This window comes from Lachnotalea sp. AF33-28 (assembly GCF_003477885.1).
Lineage (GTDB): Bacteria > Bacillota > Clostridia > Lachnospirales > Lachnospiraceae > AF33-28.
The window spans coordinates 97725-122777 of record NZ_QUEE01000003.1 but is presented as its reverse complement, the minus strand read 5'-3'; the positions used below and the strand labels follow the sequence as shown (position 1 = coordinate 122777).

The window sequence follows — 25053 nt, the reverse complement described above, 5'->3', positions numbered from 1 at the left end:
AAGGTATGAGCCTCTTGCCTCCGGTATCCCGATAAATCGGTCCTAAATACTCTCGCAGGGCGAATGTTTCAATTTGCCCTAAGCTTCAGTTCCATGCCGGACAGCTTAGCCATCTCTTCCAGATGTGCCATTCCCATTCCGCTGCGGTTGTCCACCACGCTGAAGTTTTTGGCCATGGCATCCGGCAGCATATCCGCAAACAGCATATTGGCGCCGGCCTTAAGCGCCTCAAGGTTACCCTCTGTAGAAGCCAGGCCCTGGGCCAGATTGCGGCCGGGCTGCTGCGCCGTGATATCCAGAGAATGCATCATGATGCGCAGGATGGAGATTTCCTTGAGATTGGTTTCAATGCTTCCGGGGCCTCCCTCTTTGGCAAGAGGCGTGTTTAATGCCGGCATATAGGGAATTACCGGCGCCCAGCTGATTTCAAGTTCCTTCATAAGGAGGATATCGTCGGCGGCCTTGCTGTCATTATGGCCGGGATAGCCCACGATATTGCCGGAGGCCAGCTTGAGGCCGCACTGTTTGATATACCCGATGTTCTTTATACGTTTCTCAAAGCTGGTGGACGGATTTAAACGGTCAAAGTCTTCACGGTCGGACATCTCAAATTTCATCACGTATTCGTCGGCTCCGGCATTTTTTAGCTCACGGTACTGCTCCAGAGAGAACTCACCGCAGGCCAGGCTGACATGCATGCCGGCATGTTTGGCCGCATGGACAATGGCAAGCAGATGATCGAATCCGTATTTGGGATCTTCCCCGGAGACCAGAAAGAGACGGCCGAAGCCTTTGGCCTGCGCTACGCCGATCCAGCGGATGACTTCCTCCTGATCCAGGCGATAGCGTTTCACCGCGCTGTTTCCAGCCCTCATGCCGCAGTAGAGGCATTGGTTTTTACAGATGTTGTCATAGCCCAGCATGGCGGTTGCCGTGAGGATATTCCCGTTTTCCTCTCTGTGGATGCGGGCTGCCTCCGCCATGACCGTATGCCGGTATTCCTCAAAGGGCATGCGCAGCACTTCTAATATTTCCTGTTTTGTTTCAATCTTCATGACTTTTCGCTCCTTTTTATGTCGCGTAAATAGCATGCGCTATGTGTATTTGCAGCGGCCGGAGATGAGGCAGGGAGATCCATGTAAAATATTTGGCCGCCCATCAAATCTGTCTCTTCCCTGCTGTGGGTCACCATGAGAACCGTACGGTCCCTTCTGTGCCGCTTCACATATTCCGCGGTGACAGCTTTTGTTTTATCGTCCAGCCCCTTAAACGGTTCGTCCATAAATATCATATCCCCATCAGCCAGCACGGCGCGGACTATGGATACGCGGCGCTTCATGCCGCCGCTCAATATCCTGACCGGTTCATCAAGGCTGTCCTTAAGTCCGACTTCAATCAGGTGCTTCCGGATATCGGCAGAAGAGACGCTCTTTTTGCAGGCCATACGGATATTTGAGTAAGCGGTAAAACTGTCGCAGAGCCGGTTTTCCTGAAAAACTGCGCTAAAGAGCGGGGGGATTCCCTCAACACTGCCGGAATCGGCGGGCAGCAGCCCCATCAGAATATTGAGAAGAGTGGTCTTTCCGTAGCCGGATTTTCCCATGATGCAGGTGATCTTATGTTCCGGGAAACGGGCGGAGAAGCCTTTGAGCACCTGGTTATCTCCAAAAGCCTTATTCAGATCTTTTATCACTGTATCCATCAGGAGGCCTCCAGTCTGCGGTAAATTCTTCGTATGATCATCAGAAACAGCTTTTCTACCACGATGCTGACTACGACTATGGCAACGGTCCAGGCAAACAGATCTGTGGAATTCAGATACAGCTTTGCCTTATACAGCTTTTCGCCGATGGAGCCGTCCGGTATGCCGATGACTTCCGCCGCGATGCCGGACTTCCAGGCCAGACCCAGAGAAACGCTGCATGCTGCCAGAAAATAGGGCATGAGCTGCGGCAGGTAGATATAATGAATTCTGCGAAACAGGCCGATGTGAAACACATCGGCCATCTCCAGCAATTTTTTATCCGTATTGGTGATGCCCTCCAGCATGTTGGTATAGATGATCGGCAGCACCATCAGAAATGCAATAAATACAGACAAGCTGGCTGAATTCAGCCAGACCAGGCATAAAATGATAAAGGAAGCCACGGGGGTGGCTTTTATGGCTGCCATAAACGGCCATAAAAGCACATCCACCAGATGAAAACGGCCCGCGGCTACAGCGAGAACGGTCCCTGCCAAAAGGGCTGTAAAAAATCCCTCCATGATGCGCACGAAGGAGAAGCCTATGGAATCCCAGAAATCCGGAACCGCACAGAGCGATAACAGCCGCTGCACCACCTTTATCGGGGATACCAGCAGCAGCTCCTGTCCGAGCATCAGGGAAGCGATCTGCCATACGATCAGAGCGAACAGGACTGCTCCGGCCTTTTCGAGCCTTTGCCGATTTTTATCTCTCATAGTAGAAAGCATCGTCCGGCATCGCTCCGCCTATTGCGGCAGGTGCCTGGTCATAGAGCGTCTGCAGATAGCCGTTCATTGCCGCCTTCATTTCTTCCCCTTCCATGAAGGTGATATTACAGTAGGGCAGAGCCTTCTTGGCAATGGCCGCTTTCACAATGTCATATTTTTCAATCAGAGCTGCCGCATCGTCCACATTGCTGTTGGCGTATTCCGCGGAAGCCTTGTACTCATCGAGGAAAGTGGAGATCTGGTCAGCATGCTCTTTGGCAAATTCCGTGCGGACTACCAGTACGCCGGTGATCAGCGTGCTTCCGTTCTCCAGCGCATCCCATTCCTTGGTCAGATCCAGCGCGATCCGCAGACCCTCAATGGAAGTCTGCGCTACAGTAACGAAAGGCTGCGGCAGCATGGCGATGCCGTCCTCGGTCTGCTGCAGCGCAGCGACCACCTCGGTGGCTTCCGTTTTCCACTCGACGGTCAGATCCGACGCGGGATCCAGGCCATTTTGCTGAAGAATGTAATTAAGTGCGAATTCCGGCGTAGAGCCCTTGCCTGTGGCATAGATTGTCTTGCCCTTCAGATCCGCCACGGAATTTACACTGTCGCCCCGGTCAACGATATAGATCACGCCCAGGGTGTTGACGGCCAGCAGAGAAACACCGCCTTTTGTATTGTTGTACAGAACAGAAGCCAGATTTGCGGGAAGCGCCGCCATATCCAGCTCGCCCTGAATCAGCTTAGCGGTCATCTCATCCACCAGCGCGGTAATGGTGAATTCATAATTGTTGGCGGTGGTTCCGTCTTCCGCATCCTGCATCAGCTTCACCATACCCATGGATGTGGGGCCCTTCAGGCCGCCGATGCGGATTGCATCGCCTGTATCACCGGCCGGCGCTGTCTGCGTCTCGCTCTCCGAAGGCTTTTCGGTGGAAGGCGGGACGGATTCCGTCTCTGTTGCCGCGGGAGTTGCTGCCGCTTGTGTGGTCTCCTGGCTGTTATTGGAAGAACAGCCTGTGATGACAGCCATGCATAATACGGCTGCCAGCAGAACAGATACTAGTTTTTTCATGTTGTTTTCTCTCCTTTTTTCTGAAAAATAGGTCTGCAGTACTTTACCTTTCCTCAGTCATGCGGTGCGGCAGGCCCCTGCCGGACGCCAGCATCAGTCTTTCAGCTTTGCAGTCAGTGTTTTGGTTGTCACGCCTTTTATCATGCCCAGCTTTCCCGACAGGGCGCTGGTCACGGCGCCCGGCGCGTCCATCACCACGCTGATGATGGATACTCCTCTTTCTTTATATGGGATGCCCATTCTTCCTATTACATAGTTGCGGTTCTCATGCAGCAGGTCGTTGACTCTGGGGGCTGCATCGGCGTCTTCTATGATAATGCTGATAACGGATACTCTGTTTTCCATAATTCTCCTCTTCTCTGCATCCATGGAATATGAGCGTTTTTATTCAATAGGTCGTATTTTACGATTGAATAAAAAATCCGCGTCAAAGACGCGGATCATATCCATGAGCTAACCGTTATATGTTCCATCGCCTTCCTGCCCGGGCATACCCGAAACTGTCAGTACGAATCTTGAATTGGGCTCCTGACCGCAAGAAATCCTTTTGGCTTCGGATACTTCTATTTTACACGATCCGCACTTGAAATACAAGCAGTTCTGCTTGTGTTTTCGAAACGTATATCATATAATAAAAAATAATGAGCGGTATACCGCTGAATGTATTTCAGCTGACTTGGATTACGACAGTGCTTGTACCCCACAAGGCTGGCCATGCGCTGAATATTTATGGAACAGGAAAGGGGAAAAAAGATGTTTTGTGTGAAATGTGGTAAGGAACTGGAAGACGGAACCAAGGTTTGTCCTGAATGCGGCACTGTGCTGGACAGCTATGCAAGCGGAGACAGTACGGGAGACAGCTATAATTATACCTACAGCGATCAGGGACAGAACGGATCGCAGTACAGCTACAACGGCGGACAGGAACCGTATCAGCAGCCTGCGAAGGGCAACGGAAACGGATTTGCAATTGCGGGGTTTGTGCTTTCATTAGTCAGCATACTGGCCTGCTGTCTGTATTATGTAGCGATTCCCTGCGCGGTGCTCGCGATTATATTCAGCGTGCTGGGCAGAAAATCCGCTTATCGCGGCCTGGCGATCGCTGGTATTGTGATCGGCATTGTCGGACTGGCAATCACGCTCATGCTGCTGGCATTTGCTGCCTCTTTAGTGAACTCCGGCGATTATTACGAATATATGAAATGGCTTGAGGAATATATGGAATAGGAGGAAGCCTTATGGCAAAGACAGGTGATGGGGCTGTCCATGAGACGGTCTGGAAGGACAGAAAGCATTTCATGTGGTTTCCATTCAGCTTTACAAAATATGAAGTGAGTAATGACCGGCTGTATCAGCAGACGGGACTGTTTAATACCGTATTTGATGAAGTTCTCCTGTACCGCATCGTGGATCTGACGCTGCAGCAGTCGCTTGGGCAAAAGATATTCGGCACCGGCACCATCGTGCTGTCCTGCAAAGTGGACCGGGAAAAGGAAATACTGCTGAAAAATATTAAAAAGCCCAGAGAGGTGAAGAGTATGCTGTCCGATCTGGTGGAAGAGGCAAGAGACAGGAAACGGGTTGTGGGCAAGGAATTTTATGGACGTGACGGCGGGGACTGCAGCTGCGATCATGATGATGACGGTATGGATGAGGAAGACGAGTTATTTCATTAAAAAACAGAACGGCCTGTGTTTCGGATTAACGGAACACAGGCCGTCTTTATTATTCAATAGGAAAATACGACCTATTGAACAAAAGCGCTCCGCTTAGGATCGCACTGCGGCGGGAAAGTATTATGTTGCTAAAGCGACCTGCCGCAGGCGGAGAATCCTGTGAGCGGGATTTATTCTGATCCTCGGGTTGCCAGCGGTGGCGTTTCACAGGCAAAGCAAATACGCGATACGCGAATTATAATTGATAAATATATGAAAAGAAGTCATCCTATTATAATAGGGAAAAGAGTGGCATATCCGTGAGTTGAGATTTCATGAATAATTCACAAATGTCTATTGACAAACAGAAAAACTCTGTTATAGTAGTTATAGAACAGACAAACAAGAGCGGGGTGTAAATGAGAAAAACCGATGCCCGGCGGGGATCTGTTCAGACTTTCGTAAAGGAAATACAGCACTTATATAGAAGGAGGCAGCTGTTTATGAACATCAACAAATTTACACAGAACTCACTGCAGGCGGTACAAAACTGTGAAAAACTTGCTTATGAATACGGCAACCAGGAGATTGATCAGGAGCACCTGCTGGCCAGCCTGATACAGCTGGAGGACAGTCTGATCCTGAAGCTGATAGAAAAGATGGACATCAATCTGGAGCATTTCCAGGGAAAGGTGGCTGAGCTTCTCGCCAAAAAGGTAAAAGTGTCCGGCGGCGGAAAACTCTATATCAGCAACGCGTTAAACCAGGTACTCATTAACGCTGAGGATGAGGCGAAGGCGATGGGGGATGAATATGTCTCCGTAGAGCATTTATTTCTGGCTCTGCTGAAGTATCCCAATGCCGGAATGAATTCCATCATCAAGGAATACGGCATCACCAGAGAACGCTTCCTGCAGGCGCTGCAGTCCGTCAGAGGCAATCAGAGGGTGACTTCGGATAACCCGGAGGCCACTTATGATACACTGAATAAATACGGCACAAACCTGGTGGAGCGGGCGTCCAAACAGGAACTCGATCCTGTGATCGGACGGGACGCTGAGATCCGCAATGTGGTCCGCATCCTTTCCAGAAAGACCAAAAACAACCCGGTGCTGATCGGTGAACCCGGTGTCGGAAAAACCGCGGTGGTAGAGGGTTTGGCGCAGAGAATTGTGCGTGGAGACGTGCCGGAAGGGCTGAAGGATAAGACGATATTTGCGCTGGATATGGGCGCGCTGGTAGCGGGAGCGAAATACCGCGGTGAATTCGAGGAGAGGCTGAAAGCCGTTCTGGAAGAGGTTAAAAAGAGCGAAGGTAAGATCATACTGTTCATCGATGAACTGCATACGATTGTCGGCGCAGGAAAGACAGAGGGTGCTATGGATGCGGGCAACATGTTAAAGCCCATGCTGGCCAGAGGCGAGCTGCACTGCATCGGTGCCACCACATTGGATGAATACAGGAAATATATCGAAAAGGACCCGGCCCTGGAACGAAGATTCCAGCCCGTTCTGGTGGATGAACCCACGGTGGAGGATACGATATCAATCCTACGCGGTATCAAGGACCGCTATGAGGTTTATCATGGCGTTAAGATTACGGACTCCGCGCTGGTGACGGCGGCAGTTTTATCCCACCGTTATATCTCGGACCGTTTCCTGCCGGATAAAGCGATAGACCTGGTGGATGAAGCCTGTGCGCTGATCAAGACCGAACTGGACTCCATGCCCACGGAACTGGATGAACTGTCCAGGAAGATCATGCAGATGGAAATCGAAGAGGCGGCGCTTAAAAAAGAGACGGACCGTTTAAGCAAAGAACGCCTGGAAAACCTGCAGAAGGAGCTGGCGGACCAGAGGGAAGAATTCGCAAATCGCAAAGCACAGTGGGACAACGAAAAGAACTCTGTGGAGAAACTGCGGAAACTGCGCGAGGAAATAGACAGCATCAACAGCCAGATCCAGGCGGCTCAGCAGAACTATGACCTGAATAAGGCGGCGGAGCTGATGTATGGCCGCCTGCCGCAGCTGGAAAAGCAGCTGGAGATAGAGGAGGCCCAGGTGAACGCTAAGGACCTGGCGCTGGTACATGAAAGCGTGACGGATGAGGAGATCTCCAAGATCGTATCCCGCTGGACCGGCATCCCTGTATCCAAGCTGACGGAGAGCGAGCGCAACAAAACTCTGCATCTGGATGAAGAGCTGCACAAACGCGTGATCGGTCAGGATGAAGGCGTGGAAAAGGTGACGGAGGCCATTATCCGTTCGAAAGCCGGCATCAAGGACCCCAGTAAGCCCATTGGTTCCTTCCTGTTCTTAGGCCCTACCGGCGTCGGCAAAACTGAACTGGCCAAAGCCCTGGCCGAGAGCCTGTTTGACGATGAACAGAATATGGTCCGCATCGATATGAGCGAATACATGGAGAAACATTCCGTATCCAGGCTGATTGGAGCGCCTCCGGGATATGTGGGCTATGATGAGGGCGGCCAGCTGACCGAAGCCGTGCGCCGCAAACCTTATTCAGTAGTGCTGTTTGATGAAATTGAAAAGGCCCATCCTGATGTGTTCAACGTGCTGCTTCAGGTGCTGGATGACGGGCGTATTACGGATTCACAGGGGCGTACCGTGGATTTTAAAAATACGATCCTGATCATGACCTCTAATATCGGGTCCGGCTATCTGCTGGATGGCATTGATGAGGACGGCAATATCCGCCCTGAGAACGAGGAAATGGTGATGCAGGAGCTTCAGGGACATTTCCGCCCCGAATTTTTAAACCGGCTGGATGAGATCATCATGTTTAAACCTCTGACCAGAGATAACATCGGCGGCATCATCAATTTGCTGCTGGACGACGTAAATAAACGTTTGGATGAAAGAGAAATAAAAATAACGTTGACAGATGAGGCGAAAGCATTTATTGTAGAGAATGGATATGATCCCGTGTATGGAGCGAGGCCTCTGAAACGTTATCTGCAGAAACATGTGGAAACTCTGGCTGCGAAACTTATGCTGAGCGACAATGTCGAGCCGGGCTCAGAGATTCAAATAGATGTTTCCGAAGGCAAATTAATACCAATTGTTACAAAAATGTGACATAAATATTAAAAATATTAATTTCGCCGATGCAGTGTTATAATTTCAAGTCAGCTGCGTTTCTATATGCGGAATAAATATGGAGGAGAGACTATGGCACTGTTAACTACCAATGATAAAGAGTTACTGGAGAACCTGTATGACAGATATTCAGGTTTAGTATGGCATGTAGCGATGGAGATTGTGGAGGATGATCGGGCGGCGGAAGACCTGACGCAGGACACATTTCTCAAGGTAGCTGAACAAATTGAGAAAATAGGTATCGTGGATGCGCTGCAGACAAAATGTTTTCTGATGACAATTATCAGAAGAAAATGTCTGGATTTTTTCAGAAGGAAAAAGAGTAAAGGAGCGGACTGTATCGATACTCTGGATACTTTTGTGGATGAATCCCCGGAACCGCTTGACCGAATCATTGAAGCAGAAGAATGCAGCACACTGCGCAGGGCTTTCAGAAAACTGGATGAGGATACCCGACAGATACTGTACCTGCGCTTTGTGGCAGAACTCACCAATCCTGAGATCGCTAAGGCTTTGAACATCTCAACACAGTATGTGGCCGTGAAGGTGTTACGGGCGAAAAAAGCCTTGAAGAAAGCGATGGAAATGGAGGAGGGAAAGTATGGCGAAAGACAAACGTTCTGATGAGGTTTTTGATGCAATGCTGCGTAAGGCACTGAAAGAAGAATTCATGAGTTCAATGGATCATCTCCCTTCTGAAGAGTCCATGAAGCATAAATTTTCCGAACGGCATCAAAAGAACATGAAGGACTTATTCGCCAGCGATCTCCAAAAGGACGACCATAAGGCCGATCCGCGAAAGACAGAGACTGATAATGTCGTAAGGCTCTACCAGGAACTCGAAGTTGAGCAAGGCAAAAATAATGAAAAGAGGAGGTGGAAAAAGTCACGTCTGTGGCAGAACGCTGGGATCGGAATAGCCGCAGCTGCCATCGTGGCTGGAGTATTTGTACTTAGACCACAGTCGGTCCAAGCTAACTTGGGCGAGGGTGTGGAAAAGGATTATGGGATTTATAAGGTTGAGCAAAATGGTGATGCGAATATCAATATTGACCAGATGAATACGCCTACCTATATACCAGAAGGGTATAAATTGATAAGTGAGGATTCAGGCGCATCAAATAAAACCCTTTATTATACCGATGAAAACGGAGTAATGTTGGAAATTTATTATTGGACCAAATCCTATAGTTCTCAGAATGGTTATGATGCAGAGTATCATGATTATAATTCTGAAGAGGTATGGATACGAGATCTGTATAGAGCAGATTATCTGACACCTAAAAGTGGTAATAAAGATACTATACTTTATTGGGATAACGGTATTATTCGCTATAGTATTACTAGCGAAGGTAGGTTAAGTAAAGAAGAACTTGTTAATATTGGTAACAGTATAATGGAATAGTTTAATAAAGGAGTACATATGTATAGGAAAATAGCAGCTGTTTTAGTGTTGGCATTATTGTTAACAAGTTGTTTTGCGACAGTATCATTAGCAGATGAAAGCAATGATAATAGAGTCGTTTACTTGGATGAAGATGGAAATGAAATAATGCCTTGCTGGGAGTATGTATCTACGACGGGTATTGCACTAAGTTTTAATAATGGAAGAGTATATATGGATGCTAATATTAATGGGGATTCCACTTGCTCTTACATTACTGCACGGGCCCAATTAGAAATGAAGGATGCAAATGGAAAATACCAAGTTGTTATTACTTATTTGGACCTGACTACACAAAATACAGATTTACCACGGGATTTTAATTTCCATAGAAATAGGCTTGCAAATGTTAATGAAAGCTACCGTTTTACAGTATATGCTACGGTATATGGAAAAAATGGAGGATCTGAACCAATCACTTTACAAACAACGGGTACATATTATCCGTCATAATCTTAGAAATTTTTGGATATGAGTATATATGAGGGGACTATTTTAAAATAAAAGGACTGTAAAAATGGACTATACAATGATAATAATTCTTTGTATAGTCCATTTTTCATTAGCTTCGTTACCACTTATCGAGCCCAAGTTATTGCGTTAAAAAATGTTTGTGTATATTGATTTACATATTTGAACAGAACCGAAGCGTCGTCAGCGAAAATTGAGTTATGACTATTATTAACAGAATTAGCATTGAGAACGAACCATTCAAAGCGGTATCGCATACGTTGTCTTAGCCTTTAGCATGTTAGTTTTATGGTCAATAAAGTCAAAGAAATTATAATATATAAAACAGAGGTCGCTGTTATAATAAACTCAGTTAAAGAGCATAAGAATACAGCAGTTAACAGTACACAAGAAGATCACATCTTAATTAATTAAGTAAAAAAATATTCGTTTGTTTGCCGCTCTATATATGCTATAATGGTGGTGCGTAAGCATAAGAATCGATTTCTATATACGAAATGTGTTGTGAGCTAATAGATTTCTCGTTTATGACATGGGAAGAACATCTATTGTAACCGGATGGCTGTACTGCAGAATACTTGATTTAATTAATCAGCTGTATATAAATTTAAAGGAATTAGTCAGATGGAATTGAGATAACAAATATTTAATGCTTTCCGCTGCTGTTCATAGTTGCCGATAAATCAGCGCATGCCAGGGCAGGATATGGTCCTCATAGGGATCCCTTGAAGCCCGCCGGTTCTTTCGCTGCGTAGTTTGCAGCGTTAGAACCGTTGCGCGCTTCACGGAGCGAGAGCGTGTCCCGCCGAGGACCATATCCTGCCCTGGCATGCGCGGAAAATTTACGATAACTGCGAACAGCAATCTCTCTTTTTCGTGCACCAAAAGAGAGGACTTTTCCCTTTCAAACATCTATAATACCCCCATAACCAAAGGAGCTGAATCACATGGAATGGATCGAGCGTTTAAACAAAGCCATCAATTATATCGAAGAACATCTCACCCGGGATGTGGATTATGCGGAGGCCGCCAAGGCGGCCTGCTGTTCCACCTATCATTTTCAACGCATGTTTGCTTATATGGCGGGTATTCCGCTGTCAGAGTATATCAGGCGCAGGAAGATGTCACTGGCCGCGGTGGATCTGCAAAGCGGAGATGAGAAGATTATTGATATAGCGCTGAAATATGGCTATGCGTCACCCACGGCATTTAACCGTGCGTTTCAAAGCGTGCAGGGGATCTCACCATCTGCAGCTAGAAAAGAAGGCGCAGCGCTTAGAACCTATCCTCCGATCAGCTTTAAGATAACCGTGAAAGGGGTAGAAGAAATGAATTATCGGGTGGTAGAGAAAGAGGGTTTTCGAATTATTGGAGTATCACAGCCATTGCATAAAGAATTGGAACAGAACTTTATGACGGTACCTAAGATGTGGCAGCAGGCTGCTGCAGACGGGACTATAGGCAGGCTGGCGGCCATGATGAACGGTCAGCCGATGGGGCTTCTGGGTGTGAGTGCCTGCAATGATGAAGAGGAATGGCGCTATTATATAGCAGTGGCCAGCAGCATGCCGGCCGGTCAGGGACTGGAAGAGTATTATGTGCCCGCTTCGACATGGGCGGTATTTCCGGGTTCCGGAACCAATATATCTTTACAGGAACTGGAGCAGCGCGTTATCAGGGAATGGCTTCCGACATCAGGCTATGAATATGCAGATGCACCGGATATCGAGGTGTATCTGAATGCGGACCCTGCCAATGCCCAGTATGAGGTGTGGGTGCCGGTAGTGAAGAAGGAAGATAATGGGGCCGGGGACTGAATATAGTCCCCAGCCCGGGGTTTTATGCTGACAGCGGTCATTTAAACTGATTGGCATCCGCATCATATGCATAATCTATCTGCTTTAACTTCATCTCAAGTTCATCTCTGCTTATATTTAAGTCTTCGCATAATTCATCCAGACTCTTATAGTAATCCCTTAACTTTAAGTTAATTGCACTGAGCAGCATGACAGGGTCTTTAGGTAAATCTTGCACGGTTAACACCTCCTTTACATTAGTGCTGCAGCCAGCCTCATCCAGAGCTTAACGTTAACCTATTAAGGGTGAATGGGATCAGGGTTACATTAACGTTAAGTTAAAATCATATCATGCCGGAGCAGGATATGACTGTATGCATCGGATTCATGTTAAGCTATAAAGCAATAAGGCTGATGTTAGGAACAAATATGGGGTAAAACAGAAATACGTATATTACTATAGCAAAAAAAGGGCGCGGATACAACTTTGGTCTTGCAGTACAATCCGACACGATCCGGCAATTGAGTCGATTGCGCCTGTTTCCGAATGCTTCTTTGGGCCGCCGAACAGGAGCGAGAGAGTGTCCCAATGTAGACCGTGCTCTGCCCTGCCATATGCGGGAGGGCTGCGGCGCTGTAAACAGTAAAGAAAAGTATGTAAGCATTTACAAAAAATATGGAAATCCTCTTGTATTGTAAGTGAAAGTATTGTATAGTAAAGGAGAATTGAAAAGGATTAGGTGTTTAGAAGGATGTAAGCACTTACATATTTATGGAGGATTAGAAAATGAGCAGTCAAGTAAAAGAAACAGTGATGCAGTTCGGTGAGGGCGGTTTCCTGCGTGCGTTCATAGATTATTTTTTCCACAAGATGAACGTACAGGGCGTATATGACGGCAAAGTTGTGATTATACAACCGATTGAAAAAGGTATGGTGGACATGTTGAATGCGCAGGACTGCAAGTATAACCTGTTCCTTCGCGGTGTGGATAACGGCCAGGTGGTGAATGAGCGCACTTATATTGAGTCCGTTTCCAGAGCGATCAACCCCTATACGGATTTTGACAGTTATATGGCGTTGGCTGAAAATCCGGATTTAAGGGTGATCATCTCCAACACCACAGAGGCAGGAATCGAGTATCTGGGTACTGAGAAACTGACCGACCGTCCTGCTAAGTCTTACCCTGCGAAGCTGACTCAGTTCTTATATAAGAGATTCCAGACGGGCCTTAATGGTTTTATCCTGCTTCCCTGCGAGCTGACGGATCACAATGCGGATCTTCTGCGCGAATGTGTGAACAAATACGCGAAGCTGTGGGAACTGGGTGAGGATTTCGAGAAATGGCTGAAGAAAGAGAATACCTTCTGCAACACTCTGGTGGACCGCATTGTAACCGGATATCCCAGGGATGAAGTCGAGGAGCTCACCAAGCAGATCGGCTATAAGGACAATATGATTGATACCGGTGAAATCTTCCATCTGTGGGTGATTGAAGGTCATTTTGAAGAGGAACTTCCCTTTAACAAAGCCGGCATCAATGTGGTATGGACCGATAATGTGGACCCTTACAAGAAGAGAAAGGTGCGTATCTTAAACGGTGCCCACACGTCCATGGTATTGGGCGCATATCTGTACGGACTGGAAACTGTGGGTGAGTGTCTGAAGGATGAGACTGTGTGTGCATTCCTTAAGAAGTGTATCTTTGAAGAAATCGTGCCCACCTTGGGGAATACCGAGACCGATATCAAATTCGGCGAGGCGGTGCTGGAGAGATTCTCCAATCCGTTCATCAAACATATGCTTTTGTCCATAGCGCTTAATTCCGTGAGCAAATTCCAGGTGCGCGTGCTGCCTACCATTCTGGAGTATAAGGAGCAAAACGGCGTCTATCCGCCGGCTCTGACATTCTCCATGGCTGCTCTGATCGCATTTTACCGCACTGATAAGTCGAATGATGTGCCTGAGGTGATGGAATTTATGAAAGGCGCCAGCGTGGAGGAGATCCTGAAAAAGGAAGAGTATTGGCAGTCTGATCTGACAGATATGATCCCTGATGTACAAAAGTACTATGATTTGATTGAAGATCAGGGAATGAAAGCGGCATATGCGGAGATTTTGAAGAAATAAATAAAGTGTTGACTGGCCGTTCTCTCCCGGTATAAAAACCGGGAGGGCACGGCCTTTGTTTTCGTATATAGGAATTATATTGCTGAATTATATTAACTTTCTTAGGATTGATTTTTAACATGGCTTATGGTAAAGTTATAAGCACCGATAGATCTATTTATCATTCTTTTCAGGAGTTTATCCTGATTCGTGCGACAGTTTCGCCGCCTGTTTCCCACTTGAGTAAGCAGAAATTATGGGAACCTGCTCTGTTTTTGGGCGTTTCCTGATTTTTGCGTCCTAAAATTATACAGAGGAGAGTTTAAAGATGACGAGGAAAAAAAGACAAAAGAGACAGATTATTCCCGGATTAGCTTTCTCAAATGAAACGGTTCTACGGCCTGCCGATGAAAGAGACCGGATGATCCGGGAACTGGCGGACAGCGATGCAACACTGAATATCTGTCTGACGAATGATTTCGCATTTAAGACGGCGTCCCCCAATAAAAAACCCCTGACAGGACTCTTAAGCGCCCTGCTTGACATGGATCCGCAGCAGATTGCCGACCTGGAGTTTCCCGATACCTTTGTGCGAGGAGACTACCCGGAGGATCGGGAAGGAATTCTGGATATTAAAGTGCATTTGAACAGTCAGAAAAAAATCAATCTGGAAATGCAGCTTCTATCGTTCCCCTATTGGGAAGAACGCTCTCTGTTTTATTTGTGCAGGATGTTTTTGGAGGATATAAAAAAGGGAGAAGGCTATAGGATGCTGGAGGAATGCATCCATATCAGCATACTGGGGTTTCATCTGGAACAGGCAGACCGTTTTTACGAAAGAGTGCGGTTGATGAAGGAGAGCGGTAAGGTATATAGTGACAAGCTGGGGCTGCGCATGTTATACTTAAATCAGTTGGAAAAGGTATCGGAAGAGGAAAAAGACTCTGACGTATACCATTGGGCAAAGCTGATATCGTCTAAAGATTGGGGGGTACTGACCAATATGGCAAAGACAAACGAGTATATGCAGGCAGCGGTAGATGAATTGGAAAAAATAAACCTGGACAAGGCATTGCGCTATGAATATTTGAGACGTGAGATGCAGGCGTCGGATGAAACGACGATCCGAGAGTATTACACAGAGCTTGGAGAGAAAAAGGGACGGGAGGCTGGACGATCAGAAGGGCGGGAGGCTGGACGAACAGAAGGTGAAGAGTTATTTGCTGATTTGACGTCCAGACTTATACGCGATTCCCGAACAGATGATTTACTTCGGGCGGCCAATGATAAGGCATTTCGCAGCAGCTTATATTTGGAATATGGCATAAAAGCAGAGGACGAAATCTGATTCGCGTCTTTACATTGGATCATAAGGATACATACATCTGATATCGTCAATTGGGTAGCACAGCCAATAAAGTTCGAACTGCGTTCGATGGACTGTGCGCGGGCAATGCTTCCTTCATTAGGACACATGCTATGATGAGGGATATCGGCCGGTTGCCGTGCAGATTTGTATTGGTACCCGGCTTTTTTTGATACTCGGCGGGCGTACGTTCTAATGGGTGAAAGTTCCGAATTCATCCATATTAACCTTCTTATAAGATTGATGTTTAACAGAGCTTATGGTAAAGTTATAAGCACCGATCGATCTATTTACTATTCTTTTCAGGAGTTTATCCTGATTCATGCGGCAGTTTCGCCGCCTGTTTCTCACTTGAGTATGCATAAATTACGGGAACCTGCTCTGTTTTTTGGGCGTTTCCTGATTTTTGCGCACTAAAATTATACAGAGGAGAGTTTAAAGATGACGAGGAAAAAAAGACAAAAGAGACAGATTATTCCCGGATTAGCTTTCTCAAACGAAACGGTTCTACGGCCTGCCGATGAAAGAGACCGGATGATTCGGGAACTGGCGGACAGCGATGCGACACTGAATATCTGTCTGACAAATGATTTCGCATTTAAGACGGCGTTCCGGAATAAAAAAGCCCTGACAGGACTCTTAAGCGCCCTGCTTGACATGGATCCGCAGCAGATTGCCGACCTGGAGTTTCCCGATACCTTTGTGCGAGGAGACTACCCGGAGGATCGGGAAGGAATTCTGGATATTAAAGTGCATTTGAACAGTCAGAAAAAAATCAATCTGGAAATGCAGCTTCTATCGTTCCCCTATTGGGAAGAACGCTCTCTGTTTTATTTGTGCAGGATGTTTTTGGAGGATATAAAAAAGGGAGAAGGCTACAGGATGCTGGAGGAATGCATCCATATCAGCATACTGGGGTTTCAGCTGGAACAGGCAGAGCGTTTTTACGAAAGAGTGCGATTGATGAAGGAGAGCGGTGAGGTATATAGTGACAAGCTGGGGCTGCGCATGTTATACTTAAATCAGTTGGAAAAGGTATCGGAAGAGGAAAAAGACTCTGACGTATACCGATGGGCAAAGCTGATATCGTCTAAAGATTGGGAGGTACTGACCAATATGGCAAAGACAAATGAGTATATGCAGGCAGCGGTGGATGAATTGGAAAAAATAAATATGGACAAGGCATTACGTTACGAATATTTGAGACGTGAGATGCAGGCGTCGGATGAAACGACGATCCGAGAGTATTACACAGAGCTTGGAGAGAAAAAGGGACGGGAGGCTGGACGAATAGAAGGACGGGAGGCTGGACGAGAAGCTGGACGAATAGAAGGGCGAAAAGCTGGACGAACAGAAGGTGAAGAGTTATTTGCTGATTTGACGTCCAGACTTATACGCGATTCCCGAACAGATGATTTACTTCGGGCGGTCAATGATAAGGCATTCCGCAGCAGCTTATATCTGGAATACGGTATAAAAGCAGAGGACGATATCTGATCTATGTCCTCACATTATATCATAGACACATCCTGTAATCGAAGATATCGGCCGGATACCGTGCAGATTTGCACTGGTGTCCGGCTGCTTTTGTTTCGACAGGCTGTCCTGAACACGTTTGAAATACAGCCGATCCTTCAGGATTGTGAAAAGATTTCAGGGTGATAGAGACGGTACATACGGTCTATCCGTTCGGCAAGATGCTCCCTGATTTTGGCCGGTTCCAGCACCTGCACCTTATCCCCAAAGCTTAACAGGTATCCGTACAGCCACTCATCCACGGGAAAACGGGCCTGTACGGTGATCGTCCCATCTTCGTTATGTGTCATATCGCTGTCGGTGAAATTATCGTAGAGACGGTACAGGGTGTCGGGATGAAAATGAAGGATCAGCAGGGGCGCAGAACAGGAAGTGACATCGGATGCCGACTTTTCGTTTTGTTCCTGATGGGGAGTTTCAAAGTGGTCTTCGCATATCTGGAAATTTTTCATTCTGGTCAGTTTATAGGTGCGGAAAGCCCGCTTGTCGGTATCCCACCCCTTCAGATACCAGGCTGCCCCTTTGAAGATCAGCTGATGTGGCTCGATCTTCACCTGTTTTTGCTCGTTGCTGGAGTTGGTGTAATGAAATTCTACATAACGCCTGTCCAAAATGGAGGAGCGGATCTGGTCAAATTCCCGGAAATTATGGGGCTGACTGCCCCACGGCACATAATCTACAGTGATCCACGGCTCTTTGGGGACGCTGCGAAAGAGAGAGGCCATGCGCTTCAGAGCCCGGTCGGCGTCTGGAAAATCGGTGACGTTTAAAGTCTGTAAGGCCAGCAGGATGTTGTCTTTTTCTGCGTCGCTGAAATAGGTGCGGGATAGTGTATAATCATCCAGCAGCTGTATGCCTCCGTTGTGCCCTGGAGTCATGGTCACGGGGATGCCGCAGACGGACAGGGTCTCAATGTCACGGTAGATGGTTCGGGCGGTTACACCGAAATGTTTGGCCAACTGGCTGGCGGTGAGGGTGCCTTTGTTTAGTAAGAGGATTACGATTTGGAATAAGCGGTCTATTTTCATGATTGTGTGTGGGCCTGGCGTGGAGGCGGAGGGAAGGGTTGGCGGGAAGATGAATATAGTATAGCATGGGGGAGGGCGTGGTGTAAATGGGGGGATGAGACGAGCTGCTGCTGCGCAGGACGCTTGGGGGGAGGGGGGATCGTCGGTTTGGGTCTGCAGTGCGCTCGATTCCGCTGCGCTCCATCTCGCTCACGGGCTTCGCCCTATGGGAATATGCGAACACGGAGCGCCTTATGTGCGAGCACAACGGAGCTCCGTGTTCACATATTCCCGCACTGCTCATTGCCTGCGTGCAAAAAACAACTTGTAACATTGAGCGTACAAGTTTTATAATGTAGGGGAGGGATGTGAGCGGATGAAGAGTGGGACGTGTAAGTATTTGGTTCTGATGGAACAACTTAAGGAGGATATGCTTGCGGGGAGGATCCGGCCGGGGGATAAACTGCCTTCTGAGAATGCCCTGGCGGATATTTATAATATAAGCCGCCATACCGTGAGAAAGGCGCTGGGGATTCTGGAAAATGAAGGATATATCGCCGCGGAACATGGAAGGGGAACTTTCTGCTGTGATCGGACCAGGGGCAGCAGGCCTACAAAGACGGTTGCGGTAATTACAACCTATATATCGGATTACATATTTCCAAGGCTGATCCAGGGGATTTACCGGGTTATGACTGAGAACGGCTACAGTATCTTGCTTAAAAATACCGGCAACAGCCGCAGCAATGAGGCCAAATGCCTGGAAGACGTGATGGATAAAGGGATTGACGGGCTCATAATCGAACCCAGCAAAAGCCAGATCTTCTGCAGGCATACCCACCTCTATGAACGTCTTGAGGCATCCGGAATTCCTTATGTATTTATCCAGGGATGCTATCCCAGAATGCTGGATAAGCCCCATATACTGATGGATGACTGCCGCGGAGGATATCTGCTGACCAGTCATCTGACCGGTACAGGACACAGGCATATAGCGGGCATATTTAAGGCCGATGACAGCCAGGGAAGGGAACGGCATAAGGGTTATGCAATGGCCCTGCAGGAAGCCGGGCTCTATTACGATCCTGATTATGTGATCTGGTTTCATACGGAGGACAGAAAAGTAAAGCCGGCCGCAATGATCCGCACAATGCTGCGCACCATGCCTGTGGACGGCGTGGTTTGTTATAACGATCAGATTGCGCTGGATGTGATTCGAGCGCTGACAGAAGACGGGATTCGGGTGCCGGAGGATATTTCCGTAACCGGTTATGACAATTCCGCCGGAGCCCACTATGGGGGTGTGAGCTTGACCACCATCGCTCATCCGCAGGAGAAACTGGGGGAGATGGCCGCGGAACTTTTGCTGGAGAAACTGGGGGGCATCGCTGACACTGACAGCCGTGTGACGCGGCTGATCGATCCGGAACTGATTGTACAGAACTCTACCGCGGCGAAATGAAACAGTGTTTGTCCGCATCCCAAGGCTTAAGATGTTTTGAGAGATTTTAACAATAAAAAAGGAAACACACTGAAGTGCGCACAGGTCATCCCCCTTCGGTTGGTGACAATAAAAAGGAGGACAAAAAATGCCGTCTAAAAATTACAAATTCTGGTTTGCCACAGGTTCACAGGATCTCTATGGAGAGGAGTGCTTAAGGGAAGTAGCGCAGCATTCCAAAATTATGGTGGAAGGGATGAATCAGTCAGGCCTTCTGCCCTTTGAACTGGTCTGGAAGGATACTCTGATCGACAATGCCAGCATACGCAGGCTTTTTAATGAGGCTAATGCCGATGAGGAGTGCGCGGGTGTGATCACCTGGATGCACACCTTTTCTCCTGCCAAATCCTGGATATTAGGGCTTCAGGAATACCGTAAGCCTCTGATGCACCTGCATACGCAGTTCAATCAGGAGATACCCTATGACACCATTGACATGGATTTTATGAATACCAATCAGTCCGCCCACGGTGACCGCGAATACGGCCATATTGTGACCCGTATGGGAATCGAGCGCAAGGTAGTGGTGGGCCATTGGAGCGATGCGCGTGTGCTTAATAAAATAGCCGGCTGGATGCGCACGGCTATCGGCATCATGGAGAGCAGCCATATCCGTGTGGTGCGCGTCGGTGATAATATGAGAAACGTGGCTGTAACCGAAGGCGATAAGGTGGAAGCGCATATCAAATTTGGCTGGGAAATCGATGCATACAGCATCACCGATGTGGCAGAATACGTGGATGCGGTGCCGCAGCAGGATGTGAATGCGCTGGTTGAGGAATACTATGATACTTATGATATACTGACAGAAGAGCGCGATGAAAAAGAATTCCGCGAGCATGTGGCGGTTCAGGCGGCCATGGAGCTGGGATTTGAAAAATTTCTGACAGAAAAGAATTATCATGCGGTGGTGACTAATTTTGAGATGCTCCATGGCATGAAACAGCTGCCAGGCCTTGCTATGCAGAGACTGATGGAAAAAGGATACGGCTTCGGAGCCGAGGGTGACTGGAAAACAGCTGCCATGGTGCGGCTGATGAAGCTGATGGCGGCAAATACACCGGATGCAAAAGGAACCTCCTTCATGGAAGACTACACCTATAACCTGGTTCCCGGCAAAGAAGGCATCCTGCAGTCCCATATGCTTGAGGTATGCCCCAGCATTGCAGAAGGAAAGCCGGCGATAAAAGTGAGTCCTCTGACCATGGGCAACAGAGAGGATCCGGCCCGCCTGGTATTTACATCCAAGCCGGGCAAGGCTGTGGCTGTTTCCCTCATTGACCTGGGCACACGTTTCCGCCTGCTGATCAATGATGTGGAATGCCTGAAGCAGGAGATACCGATGCCGAAGCTGCCGGTAGCCAGCGCGTTCTGGAGGCCGGAACCGGATCTCTATATAGGCGCGGAAAGCTGGATTCTTGCCGGCGGAGCGCATCATACCGCATTTTCCTATGATCTCACCGCAGAGCAGATGGGAGACTGGGCCGCAGCTATGGGCATTGAGGCTGTATTCATAGATAAAGACACCACGATTCGCAGCCTGAAAAATGAGCTGCGCTGGAATTCCGTATATTACCGCGCGTAACACATATATTTAGGTTCGACATATATCTGCCTGAACCACACGGACTGCCTGAAGGAACGCATCGACAATTGCATTTCTTCAGGCATTTATAATTAGATAAAAAAGAATATATTGATAAAAAAATAGATACAATTTGGACAATTAAAATAGAATCAGATAAAATAAATAAAATATCAAAATAGTATTGACAAAACGAAACGCCTCATATATAATAAAAACAACAAAACAAAGCAGTACAAAATCTAAGAAAGAGAGGTACAGACCACCGGAAACTTAAGCTTCGTTTAGTATCATAATACTAAACACAGGAAAAAGAAAAACTTAAAAGGAGAAGTCCAATGGACGAGATAGTGTAGGAACGAGTGTCGAAGTAATACGATTCGATGCTCGTTTCTCATTTTATAACCCACTTGTGCCCTGCGATTTGTCCGTTCCGTATTCTATACAAATTTCTGTCCGCTTTTCATTTCTTTCCTGCGCGGTTGCATCCGGTCTGACACCGGTGTATGCAGGCTGTGCGTTCCGAATCTAATTCCCCTGCGTTTTAAAAATTAATGAGTTTGCCATGATCAAAGTTACAGCGCATCCCGATGAGGAGCATACTCTGTCCTGTCATACGCGGGAAATTTACGGCAGATGTGACCGTTTTTTTCGGTCAAGAAGATGCGCCATCTGAACTGTTACAAGCTGCTGAAAAATCCGCTGAAAAATTCTGAAATATTTTAACAATAATGATTGACAAATGTAGTTTAAAGAGGTAGACTATAAATATGATAAACTACAAATATAGTTTAAAGATCGGATCAACAGCATAGAAACAGGAGGAAACGGTTATGGGACACAGAGAAGATTTGAAATCCGTATCGGAAGCGGAATGGCAGGTGATGAAAGTGCTCTGGCAGGAAGCGCCGCTGGCGCTGCCGCAGATACTGGAACGGCTTAAAGATACGGGCTGGAGCCAGACAACGATACAGACTTATCTGTCGCGGTTGGTGAAGAAAGGCGTGCTGACAACACAGAAAAAGAGCAAGGGCTACCTATATTCCCCGCAGGTTGCGGAGCGGGACTGCCAGATCATGGAAAGCCGCAGCTTTATTAAAAAGGTGTTCGATGGCAATGTCAAGCAGCTTTTCTGCGCTTTTCTCGGTGATGAGGAGCTGGCAGGCAGATTAAGCCAGGAAGATATACAGGAGCTTTTGGATCTTTTGGGCGATATGGATGCGCCGAACGGGAAAGAGACAGGGCACTGAAGCTGTGCGAGATAAAAAGAAACCCTCTCACCGATGATACAGAAAGGAAAGAAGACGATGAACTCATTAATGACTGATATACTCCTGGTCTCTGCCATGTGTGCGGCAGCCTCGGGAATCTTATTTCTGATTTCCAGAATCGGCAGAAAAAAGATACCGCCCATTTTTCTGTATGCTGCCTGGACGCTGCTGCTTATAAGGATGCTGATTCCTTCCACTCTGCCTGCCGGGTTCAGTATATACAGATGGGTGGCGCCTGTGCAGACACAGAGCCGGACAGATGCTTTGACAGGTATTGCGGCCGCGCAGTTAAAGGGAATATATGCGGATGCCGGTGCCGATGCATTTACAAAGGATGGACAGCTTTCAGATCCGGGCCAGTCAGCGTTTGCCGGGGAGATGAAAGAAAATTCGCAGTCTGCGGCGCCGGAAGGGCACACAAGCCTGTCGGAGAGGATCGGCCTTGTTCTGCTAAAGATGCTGCCCGTACTTTATGTGGTAGGAGCGGATGCGGTATTTCTTATCTATGTGATCACGGTGGTACACATGCGCGTGAGGATCGGCAGAAAATCTGTCCGGGCCGCCGTCAGCCATGAGATACGCCGTGTCTCGGACAGATACGGAATGCCGGCGCCGGAGCAGATCATTGCGACCGACAGGGTATCGGTGGCTGCCGTATACGGTATACAGAAAGTTTTACTGATCAACGAGGATGTATACCTGAAACTGTCAGAGACAGAACGGGAATATATCCTGCTGCATGAACTGGCACATCTGAAGCATAGGGATGGGATCTGGAAGACAGCCGCCCTGCTTGCCTGCTGCTTCCATTGGTTTAATCCGATGGTATGGATAGCGGCCCGCCAGCAGAGAAAGGCGGCAGAGATGTGCGCTGATGCCGGCGTGCTAAAGCTGATAGGAGAGGAAAAACGCAGAGATTACGGCATGACGCTGATACATCTGGCGGGAAAACATAATGTTGGCTGCAGGCAGTCCCCGTCCCTGCTTTCCGTGGAGGACAGCAAGGAGAATCTGAAGGAACGAATCCAGGCAGTGTGCCGTTACCGCAGGCTTACCTTAGCCGCCGGACTGTGCATGGCAGTTCTGTTGGCAGCAGCAGCTCTTTTTCTGCTGACAGGCTGTCCCTCATCGGGGACGGGAAGTCCCGCTGAGCCGCCGGCTGCCGGGACATCTGCGGATCCCTCTAAGGAGAGCGAAGAACGGACGGAGAGTTCTGAAACGGAGAATTCGGAAACGAATGCGCCTTCGGAACCCACCGTGCCATATACAGATCCTTTTGCCGGCAAGACCCTGGAAGAGACGCTTATTCTGCTGTCCGCCGAAACAGGCACAGAAGGCTATCCGGCTTACCCGCAATGGTCAAGCTTTTCCCTTGGAAACGGATGCATGGCAGAAGCTCCTGCCGGCTGGACGGAAACGGAGTCCGGTGTCGTTGATCCTGCAAATAATTTCTGGCAGTGCGATTTTCCGGCAACGTATCTTTCCATGTATTCGGACGAAACGGTGACGGAAGAAGACGGAGAGGAGATTCTGCCCTACCGTCACAGAAATCATACCGTTGAGGTCAGTAAGCCTGTCACGGTAGATAAAGCGGAATTTGCCTGGCCCTCAGTGGTTTTAGATAAGATAAAGGAGATTCAGACCCTGTATCTGGGCATCGACGGTCCGTATGATACAAGCGAAACACCCAAAGTATCCAACGGTATCACCCTGGTACGTGTCTACTACATCGTTTTGGAAGGCGGCAGACTGCTTGAAATCAGAATCCCCAAGGCAATTTACTATACGCTGTCCGAAGAACAGGACTTGTGGTACACCGACCGTCTGCTGTGTGACGATGATATAGACAGAGTGATCGGCTCTCTGGATTTATCCGGCTTTCTGACCGGCAGAGTGTGGAAGAGCTATATTATGGAGGGAGCGTTCGGCGAGCTGTACGCCCTGTCCAACGCGATGGGCAGTAAAGAGCGTGGGGCATATGGCCTTGAGGAACTGGAATATGAGAATTATGTCAGGCTGTATGATGCGGATACAGAAGGACTGACACCTGTAAAATTCGATCCTAAGGCGTATGGGTATGCCGCGGATTATGATCCTGCGGATGTATGCAGCTGCCTGCTCATGCCGCTGACAGGCTCCAAAAGCGACAGGATCTGGCAGATCGTCTATAATGTAACAACCGGTGCCGCTGTCAGCGTGCAGCCTTATGAAAACACACTGATTTCCGGCACTCCGCAGCAGCCCCCGAAGATCGGGCCGGCTATGCTCCCTGATCAGATCGCCGATCTACCGGCCGGTTATTACAGCAGAGGCAGCTCCTATGAGGTGCTGTATGGGGAAGAACATCCTGCAGTGGGAAGCATCAACTGGCTGGCGGTTCCCGACAGTGCGAGCAATCCTGCAAAAATAGTCCTGTATTTTGATGTGTATAACAAGGAATCCGCATCCTGTTCCATCGTATACACGCTGGCAGAGCGGACAAACGGGGGCTGGCAGATGGACCGTTCCTTCGCACAGGCGGTTGAGGATCTGAAAAATACAGACTGGGATGCTGTTTTGTGGACTCCGGCGATTAAATAAGCGCGGGTGCACAGACTTCATCTAATAAAATATTGCCCGCCGGACAGTTTAATACTGTCCGCGGGCAATGTTTAGTTTACTCCGTC

21 protein-coding genes are annotated in these 25053 nt (G+C 48.1%); 14 read left to right on the top strand and 7 right to left on the bottom strand.

Annotated elements, in window-relative coordinates; all coding sequences use genetic code 11:
• Positions 1-68: 68 nt before the first annotated feature.
• From DWZ56_RS05240 to DWZ56_RS05220, 5 genes are all read right to left on the bottom strand, one after another.
• Positions 69-1055 (bottom strand): biotin synthase BioB, encoded by a 987-nt coding sequence (locus DWZ56_RS05240; RefSeq protein WP_158584455.1) that lies wholly within the window; start codon positions 1053-1055, stop codon positions 69-71.
• A complete protein-coding gene (locus DWZ56_RS05235; RefSeq protein WP_118555339.1) occupies positions 1052-1702 on the bottom strand; it encodes an ATP-binding cassette domain-containing protein in 651 nt (216 codons plus the stop codon). The genes DWZ56_RS05240 and DWZ56_RS05235 overlap by 4 nt, the downstream gene beginning before the upstream one ends.
• A complete protein-coding gene (locus tag DWZ56_RS05230) occupies positions 1702-2460 on the bottom strand; it encodes an ABC transporter permease (RefSeq protein WP_243095082.1) in 759 nt (252 codons plus the stop codon). Before DWZ56_RS05230 ends, DWZ56_RS05235 begins: the two co-directional genes overlap by 1 nt.
• Complete coding sequence (locus DWZ56_RS05225) at positions 2450-3532, bottom strand: ABC transporter substrate-binding protein (protein WP_118555337.1); 1083 nt, start codon at positions 3530-3532, stop codon at positions 2450-2452. Before DWZ56_RS05225 ends, DWZ56_RS05230 begins: the two co-directional genes overlap by 11 nt.
• A gap of 93 nt (positions 3533-3625) precedes the next feature.
• Positions 3626-3877, bottom strand: coding sequence for a TM1266 family iron-only hydrogenase system putative regulator (locus tag DWZ56_RS05220; RefSeq protein WP_118555336.1), 252 nt, complete (start codon positions 3875-3877; stop codon positions 3626-3628).
• 408 nt (positions 3878-4285) lie between these two features.
• On the opposite strand from DWZ56_RS05220, the gene DWZ56_RS05215 reads away from it, so the two are divergent.
• The 7 genes from DWZ56_RS05215 to DWZ56_RS05180 all read left to right on the top strand — a co-directional run bounded on the left by DWZ56_RS05215 (position 4286) and on the right by DWZ56_RS05180 (position 12035).
• Positions 4286-4759 (top strand): zinc-ribbon domain-containing protein, encoded by a 474-nt coding sequence (locus tag DWZ56_RS05215; protein ID WP_158584454.1) that lies wholly within the window; start codon positions 4286-4288, stop codon positions 4757-4759.
• Between the two features lie 11 nt (positions 4760-4770).
• Positions 4771-5208 carry a PH domain-containing protein gene (locus DWZ56_RS05210; RefSeq protein WP_118555334.1) on the top strand — a complete coding sequence of 146 codons (438 nt, stop codon included), beginning with the start codon at positions 4771-4773 and terminating at the stop codon, positions 5206-5208.
• 482 nt (positions 5209-5690) lie between these two features.
• On the top strand, positions 5691-8282 hold the full coding sequence (gene clpB / locus DWZ56_RS05205) for an ATP-dependent chaperone ClpB (RefSeq protein ID WP_118555333.1): 2592 nt from the start codon (positions 5691-5693) through the stop codon (positions 8280-8282).
• A 93-nt stretch (positions 8283-8375) separates the two neighbouring features.
• A complete protein-coding gene (locus tag DWZ56_RS05200; RefSeq protein WP_158584453.1) occupies positions 8376-8927 on the top strand; it encodes an RNA polymerase sigma factor in 552 nt (183 codons plus the stop codon).
• Entirely contained in the window at positions 8905-9708 is an 804-nt protein-coding gene (locus tag DWZ56_RS05195) for a DUF4367 domain-containing protein (protein ID WP_118555331.1), read from the top strand. Before DWZ56_RS05200 ends, DWZ56_RS05195 begins: the two co-directional genes overlap by 23 nt.
• Before the next feature lie 18 nt (positions 9709-9726).
• Positions 9727-10200 (top strand): hypothetical protein, encoded by a 474-nt coding sequence (locus tag DWZ56_RS05190; RefSeq protein ID WP_118555330.1) that lies wholly within the window; start codon positions 9727-9729, stop codon positions 10198-10200.
• A 965-nt stretch (positions 10201-11165) separates the two neighbouring features.
• Positions 11166-12035, top strand: a complete 870-nt coding sequence (locus DWZ56_RS05180) for an AraC family transcriptional regulator (RefSeq protein WP_118555328.1) — start codon at positions 11166-11168, stop codon at positions 12033-12035.
• A gap of 37 nt (positions 12036-12072) precedes the next feature.
• Here DWZ56_RS05180 and DWZ56_RS05175 read toward each other — a convergent pair whose 3' ends face one another.
• A complete protein-coding gene (locus tag DWZ56_RS05175) occupies positions 12073-12252 on the bottom strand; it encodes a DUF4250 domain-containing protein (RefSeq protein WP_279220276.1) in 180 nt (59 codons plus the stop codon).
• Between the two features lie 549 nt (positions 12253-12801).
• Here DWZ56_RS05175 and DWZ56_RS05170 point away from each other — a divergent pair.
• The 3 genes from DWZ56_RS05170 (at position 12802) to DWZ56_RS05160 (ending at position 16984) form a co-directional block, all read left to right on the top strand.
• Positions 12802-14142, top strand: a complete 1341-nt coding sequence (locus DWZ56_RS05170; RefSeq protein ID WP_118555327.1) for a tagaturonate reductase — start codon at positions 12802-12804, stop codon at positions 14140-14142.
• 307 nt (positions 14143-14449) lie between these two features.
• A complete protein-coding gene (locus DWZ56_RS05165) occupies positions 14450-15469 on the top strand; it encodes an Rpn family recombination-promoting nuclease/putative transposase (protein ID WP_118555326.1) in 1020 nt (339 codons plus the stop codon).
• Between the two features lie 459 nt (positions 15470-15928).
• A complete protein-coding gene (locus DWZ56_RS05160; RefSeq protein ID WP_118555325.1) occupies positions 15929-16984 on the top strand; it encodes an Rpn family recombination-promoting nuclease/putative transposase in 1056 nt (351 codons plus the stop codon).
• 137 nt (positions 16985-17121) lie between these two features.
• Here the strand turns inward: DWZ56_RS05160 and DWZ56_RS05155 are convergent, their stop codons facing one another.
• Positions 17122-18051 carry a helix-turn-helix transcriptional regulator gene (locus DWZ56_RS05155; protein ID WP_118555324.1) on the bottom strand — a complete coding sequence of 310 codons (930 nt, stop codon included), beginning with the start codon at positions 18049-18051 and terminating at the stop codon, positions 17122-17124.
• Between the two features lie 355 nt (positions 18052-18406).
• Here DWZ56_RS05155 and DWZ56_RS05150 point away from each other — a divergent pair, with 355 nt between their 5' ends.
• The 4 genes from DWZ56_RS05150 (at position 18407) to DWZ56_RS05135 (ending at position 24967) form a co-directional block, all read left to right on the top strand.
• Entirely contained in the window at positions 18407-19492 is a 1086-nt protein-coding gene (locus DWZ56_RS05150; RefSeq protein WP_118555323.1) for a GntR family transcriptional regulator, read from the top strand.
• A 127-nt stretch (positions 19493-19619) separates the two neighbouring features.
• Positions 19620-21116 carry an L-arabinose isomerase gene (araA, locus tag DWZ56_RS05145; RefSeq protein ID WP_118555322.1) on the top strand — a complete coding sequence of 499 codons (1497 nt, stop codon included), beginning with the start codon at positions 19620-19622 and terminating at the stop codon, positions 21114-21116.
• Positions 21117-21949: 833 nt separating this feature from the next.
• The gene (locus DWZ56_RS05140) at positions 21950-22366 is read left to right on the top strand and encodes a BlaI/MecI/CopY family transcriptional regulator (protein WP_118555321.1); all 417 of its coding nucleotides are present in this window, start codon (positions 21950-21952) and stop codon (positions 22364-22366) included.
• 57 nt (positions 22367-22423) lie between these two features.
• Positions 22424-24967 carry a M56 family metallopeptidase gene (locus DWZ56_RS05135; RefSeq protein WP_158584452.1) on the top strand — a complete coding sequence of 848 codons (2544 nt, stop codon included), beginning with the start codon at positions 22424-22426 and terminating at the stop codon, positions 24965-24967.
• Positions 24968-25053: the final 86 nt, after the last annotated feature.

What these genes read in the sequence shown, in the direction of transcription:
- DWZ56_RS05240 (WP_158584455.1), bottom strand. Translation starts at nt 1,055, where the DNA reads ATGAAGATTGAAACAAAACAGGAAATATTAGAAGTGCTGCGCATGCCC.
- DWZ56_RS05235 (WP_118555339.1), bottom strand. Translation starts at nt 1,702, where the DNA reads ATGGATACAGTGATAAAAGATCTGAATAAGGCTTTTGGAGATAACCAG.
- DWZ56_RS05230 (WP_243095082.1), bottom strand. Translation starts at nt 2,460, where the DNA reads ATGAGAGATAAAAATCGGCAAAGGCTCGAAAAGGCCGGAGCAGTCCTG.
- DWZ56_RS05225 (WP_118555337.1), bottom strand. Translation starts at nt 3,532, where the DNA reads ATGAAAAAACTAGTATCTGTTCTGCTGGCAGCCGTATTATGCATGGCT.
- DWZ56_RS05220 (WP_118555336.1), bottom strand. Translation starts at nt 3,877, where the DNA reads ATGGAAAACAGAGTATCCGTTATCAGCATTATCATAGAAGACGCCGAT.
- DWZ56_RS05215 (WP_158584454.1), top strand. Translation starts at nt 4,286, where the DNA reads ATGTTTTGTGTGAAATGTGGTAAGGAACTGGAAGACGGAACCAAGGTT.
- DWZ56_RS05210 (WP_118555334.1), top strand. Translation starts at nt 4,771, where the DNA reads ATGGCAAAGACAGGTGATGGGGCTGTCCATGAGACGGTCTGGAAGGAC.
- clpB (WP_118555333.1), top strand. Translation starts at nt 5,691, where the DNA reads ATGAACATCAACAAATTTACACAGAACTCACTGCAGGCGGTACAAAAC.
- DWZ56_RS05200 (WP_158584453.1), top strand. Translation starts at nt 8,376, where the DNA reads ATGGCACTGTTAACTACCAATGATAAAGAGTTACTGGAGAACCTGTAT.
- DWZ56_RS05195 (WP_118555331.1), top strand. Translation starts at nt 8,905, where the DNA reads ATGGCGAAAGACAAACGTTCTGATGAGGTTTTTGATGCAATGCTGCGT.
- DWZ56_RS05190 (WP_118555330.1), top strand. Translation starts at nt 9,727, where the DNA reads ATGTATAGGAAAATAGCAGCTGTTTTAGTGTTGGCATTATTGTTAACA.
- DWZ56_RS05180 (WP_118555328.1), top strand. Translation starts at nt 11,166, where the DNA reads ATGGAATGGATCGAGCGTTTAAACAAAGCCATCAATTATATCGAAGAA.
- DWZ56_RS05170 (WP_118555327.1), top strand. Translation starts at nt 12,802, where the DNA reads ATGAGCAGTCAAGTAAAAGAAACAGTGATGCAGTTCGGTGAGGGCGGT.
- DWZ56_RS05165 (WP_118555326.1), top strand. Translation starts at nt 14,450, where the DNA reads ATGACGAGGAAAAAAAGACAAAAGAGACAGATTATTCCCGGATTAGCT.
- DWZ56_RS05160 (WP_118555325.1), top strand. Translation starts at nt 15,929, where the DNA reads ATGACGAGGAAAAAAAGACAAAAGAGACAGATTATTCCCGGATTAGCT.
- DWZ56_RS05155 (WP_118555324.1), bottom strand. Translation starts at nt 18,051, where the DNA reads ATGAAAATAGACCGCTTATTCCAAATCGTAATCCTCTTACTAAACAAA.
- DWZ56_RS05150 (WP_118555323.1), top strand. Translation starts at nt 18,407, where the DNA reads ATGAAGAGTGGGACGTGTAAGTATTTGGTTCTGATGGAACAACTTAAG.
- araA (WP_118555322.1), top strand. Translation starts at nt 19,620, where the DNA reads ATGCCGTCTAAAAATTACAAATTCTGGTTTGCCACAGGTTCACAGGAT.
- DWZ56_RS05140 (WP_118555321.1), top strand. Translation starts at nt 21,950, where the DNA reads ATGGGACACAGAGAAGATTTGAAATCCGTATCGGAAGCGGAATGGCAG.
- DWZ56_RS05135 (WP_158584452.1), top strand. Translation starts at nt 22,424, where the DNA reads ATGAACTCATTAATGACTGATATACTCCTGGTCTCTGCCATGTGTGCG.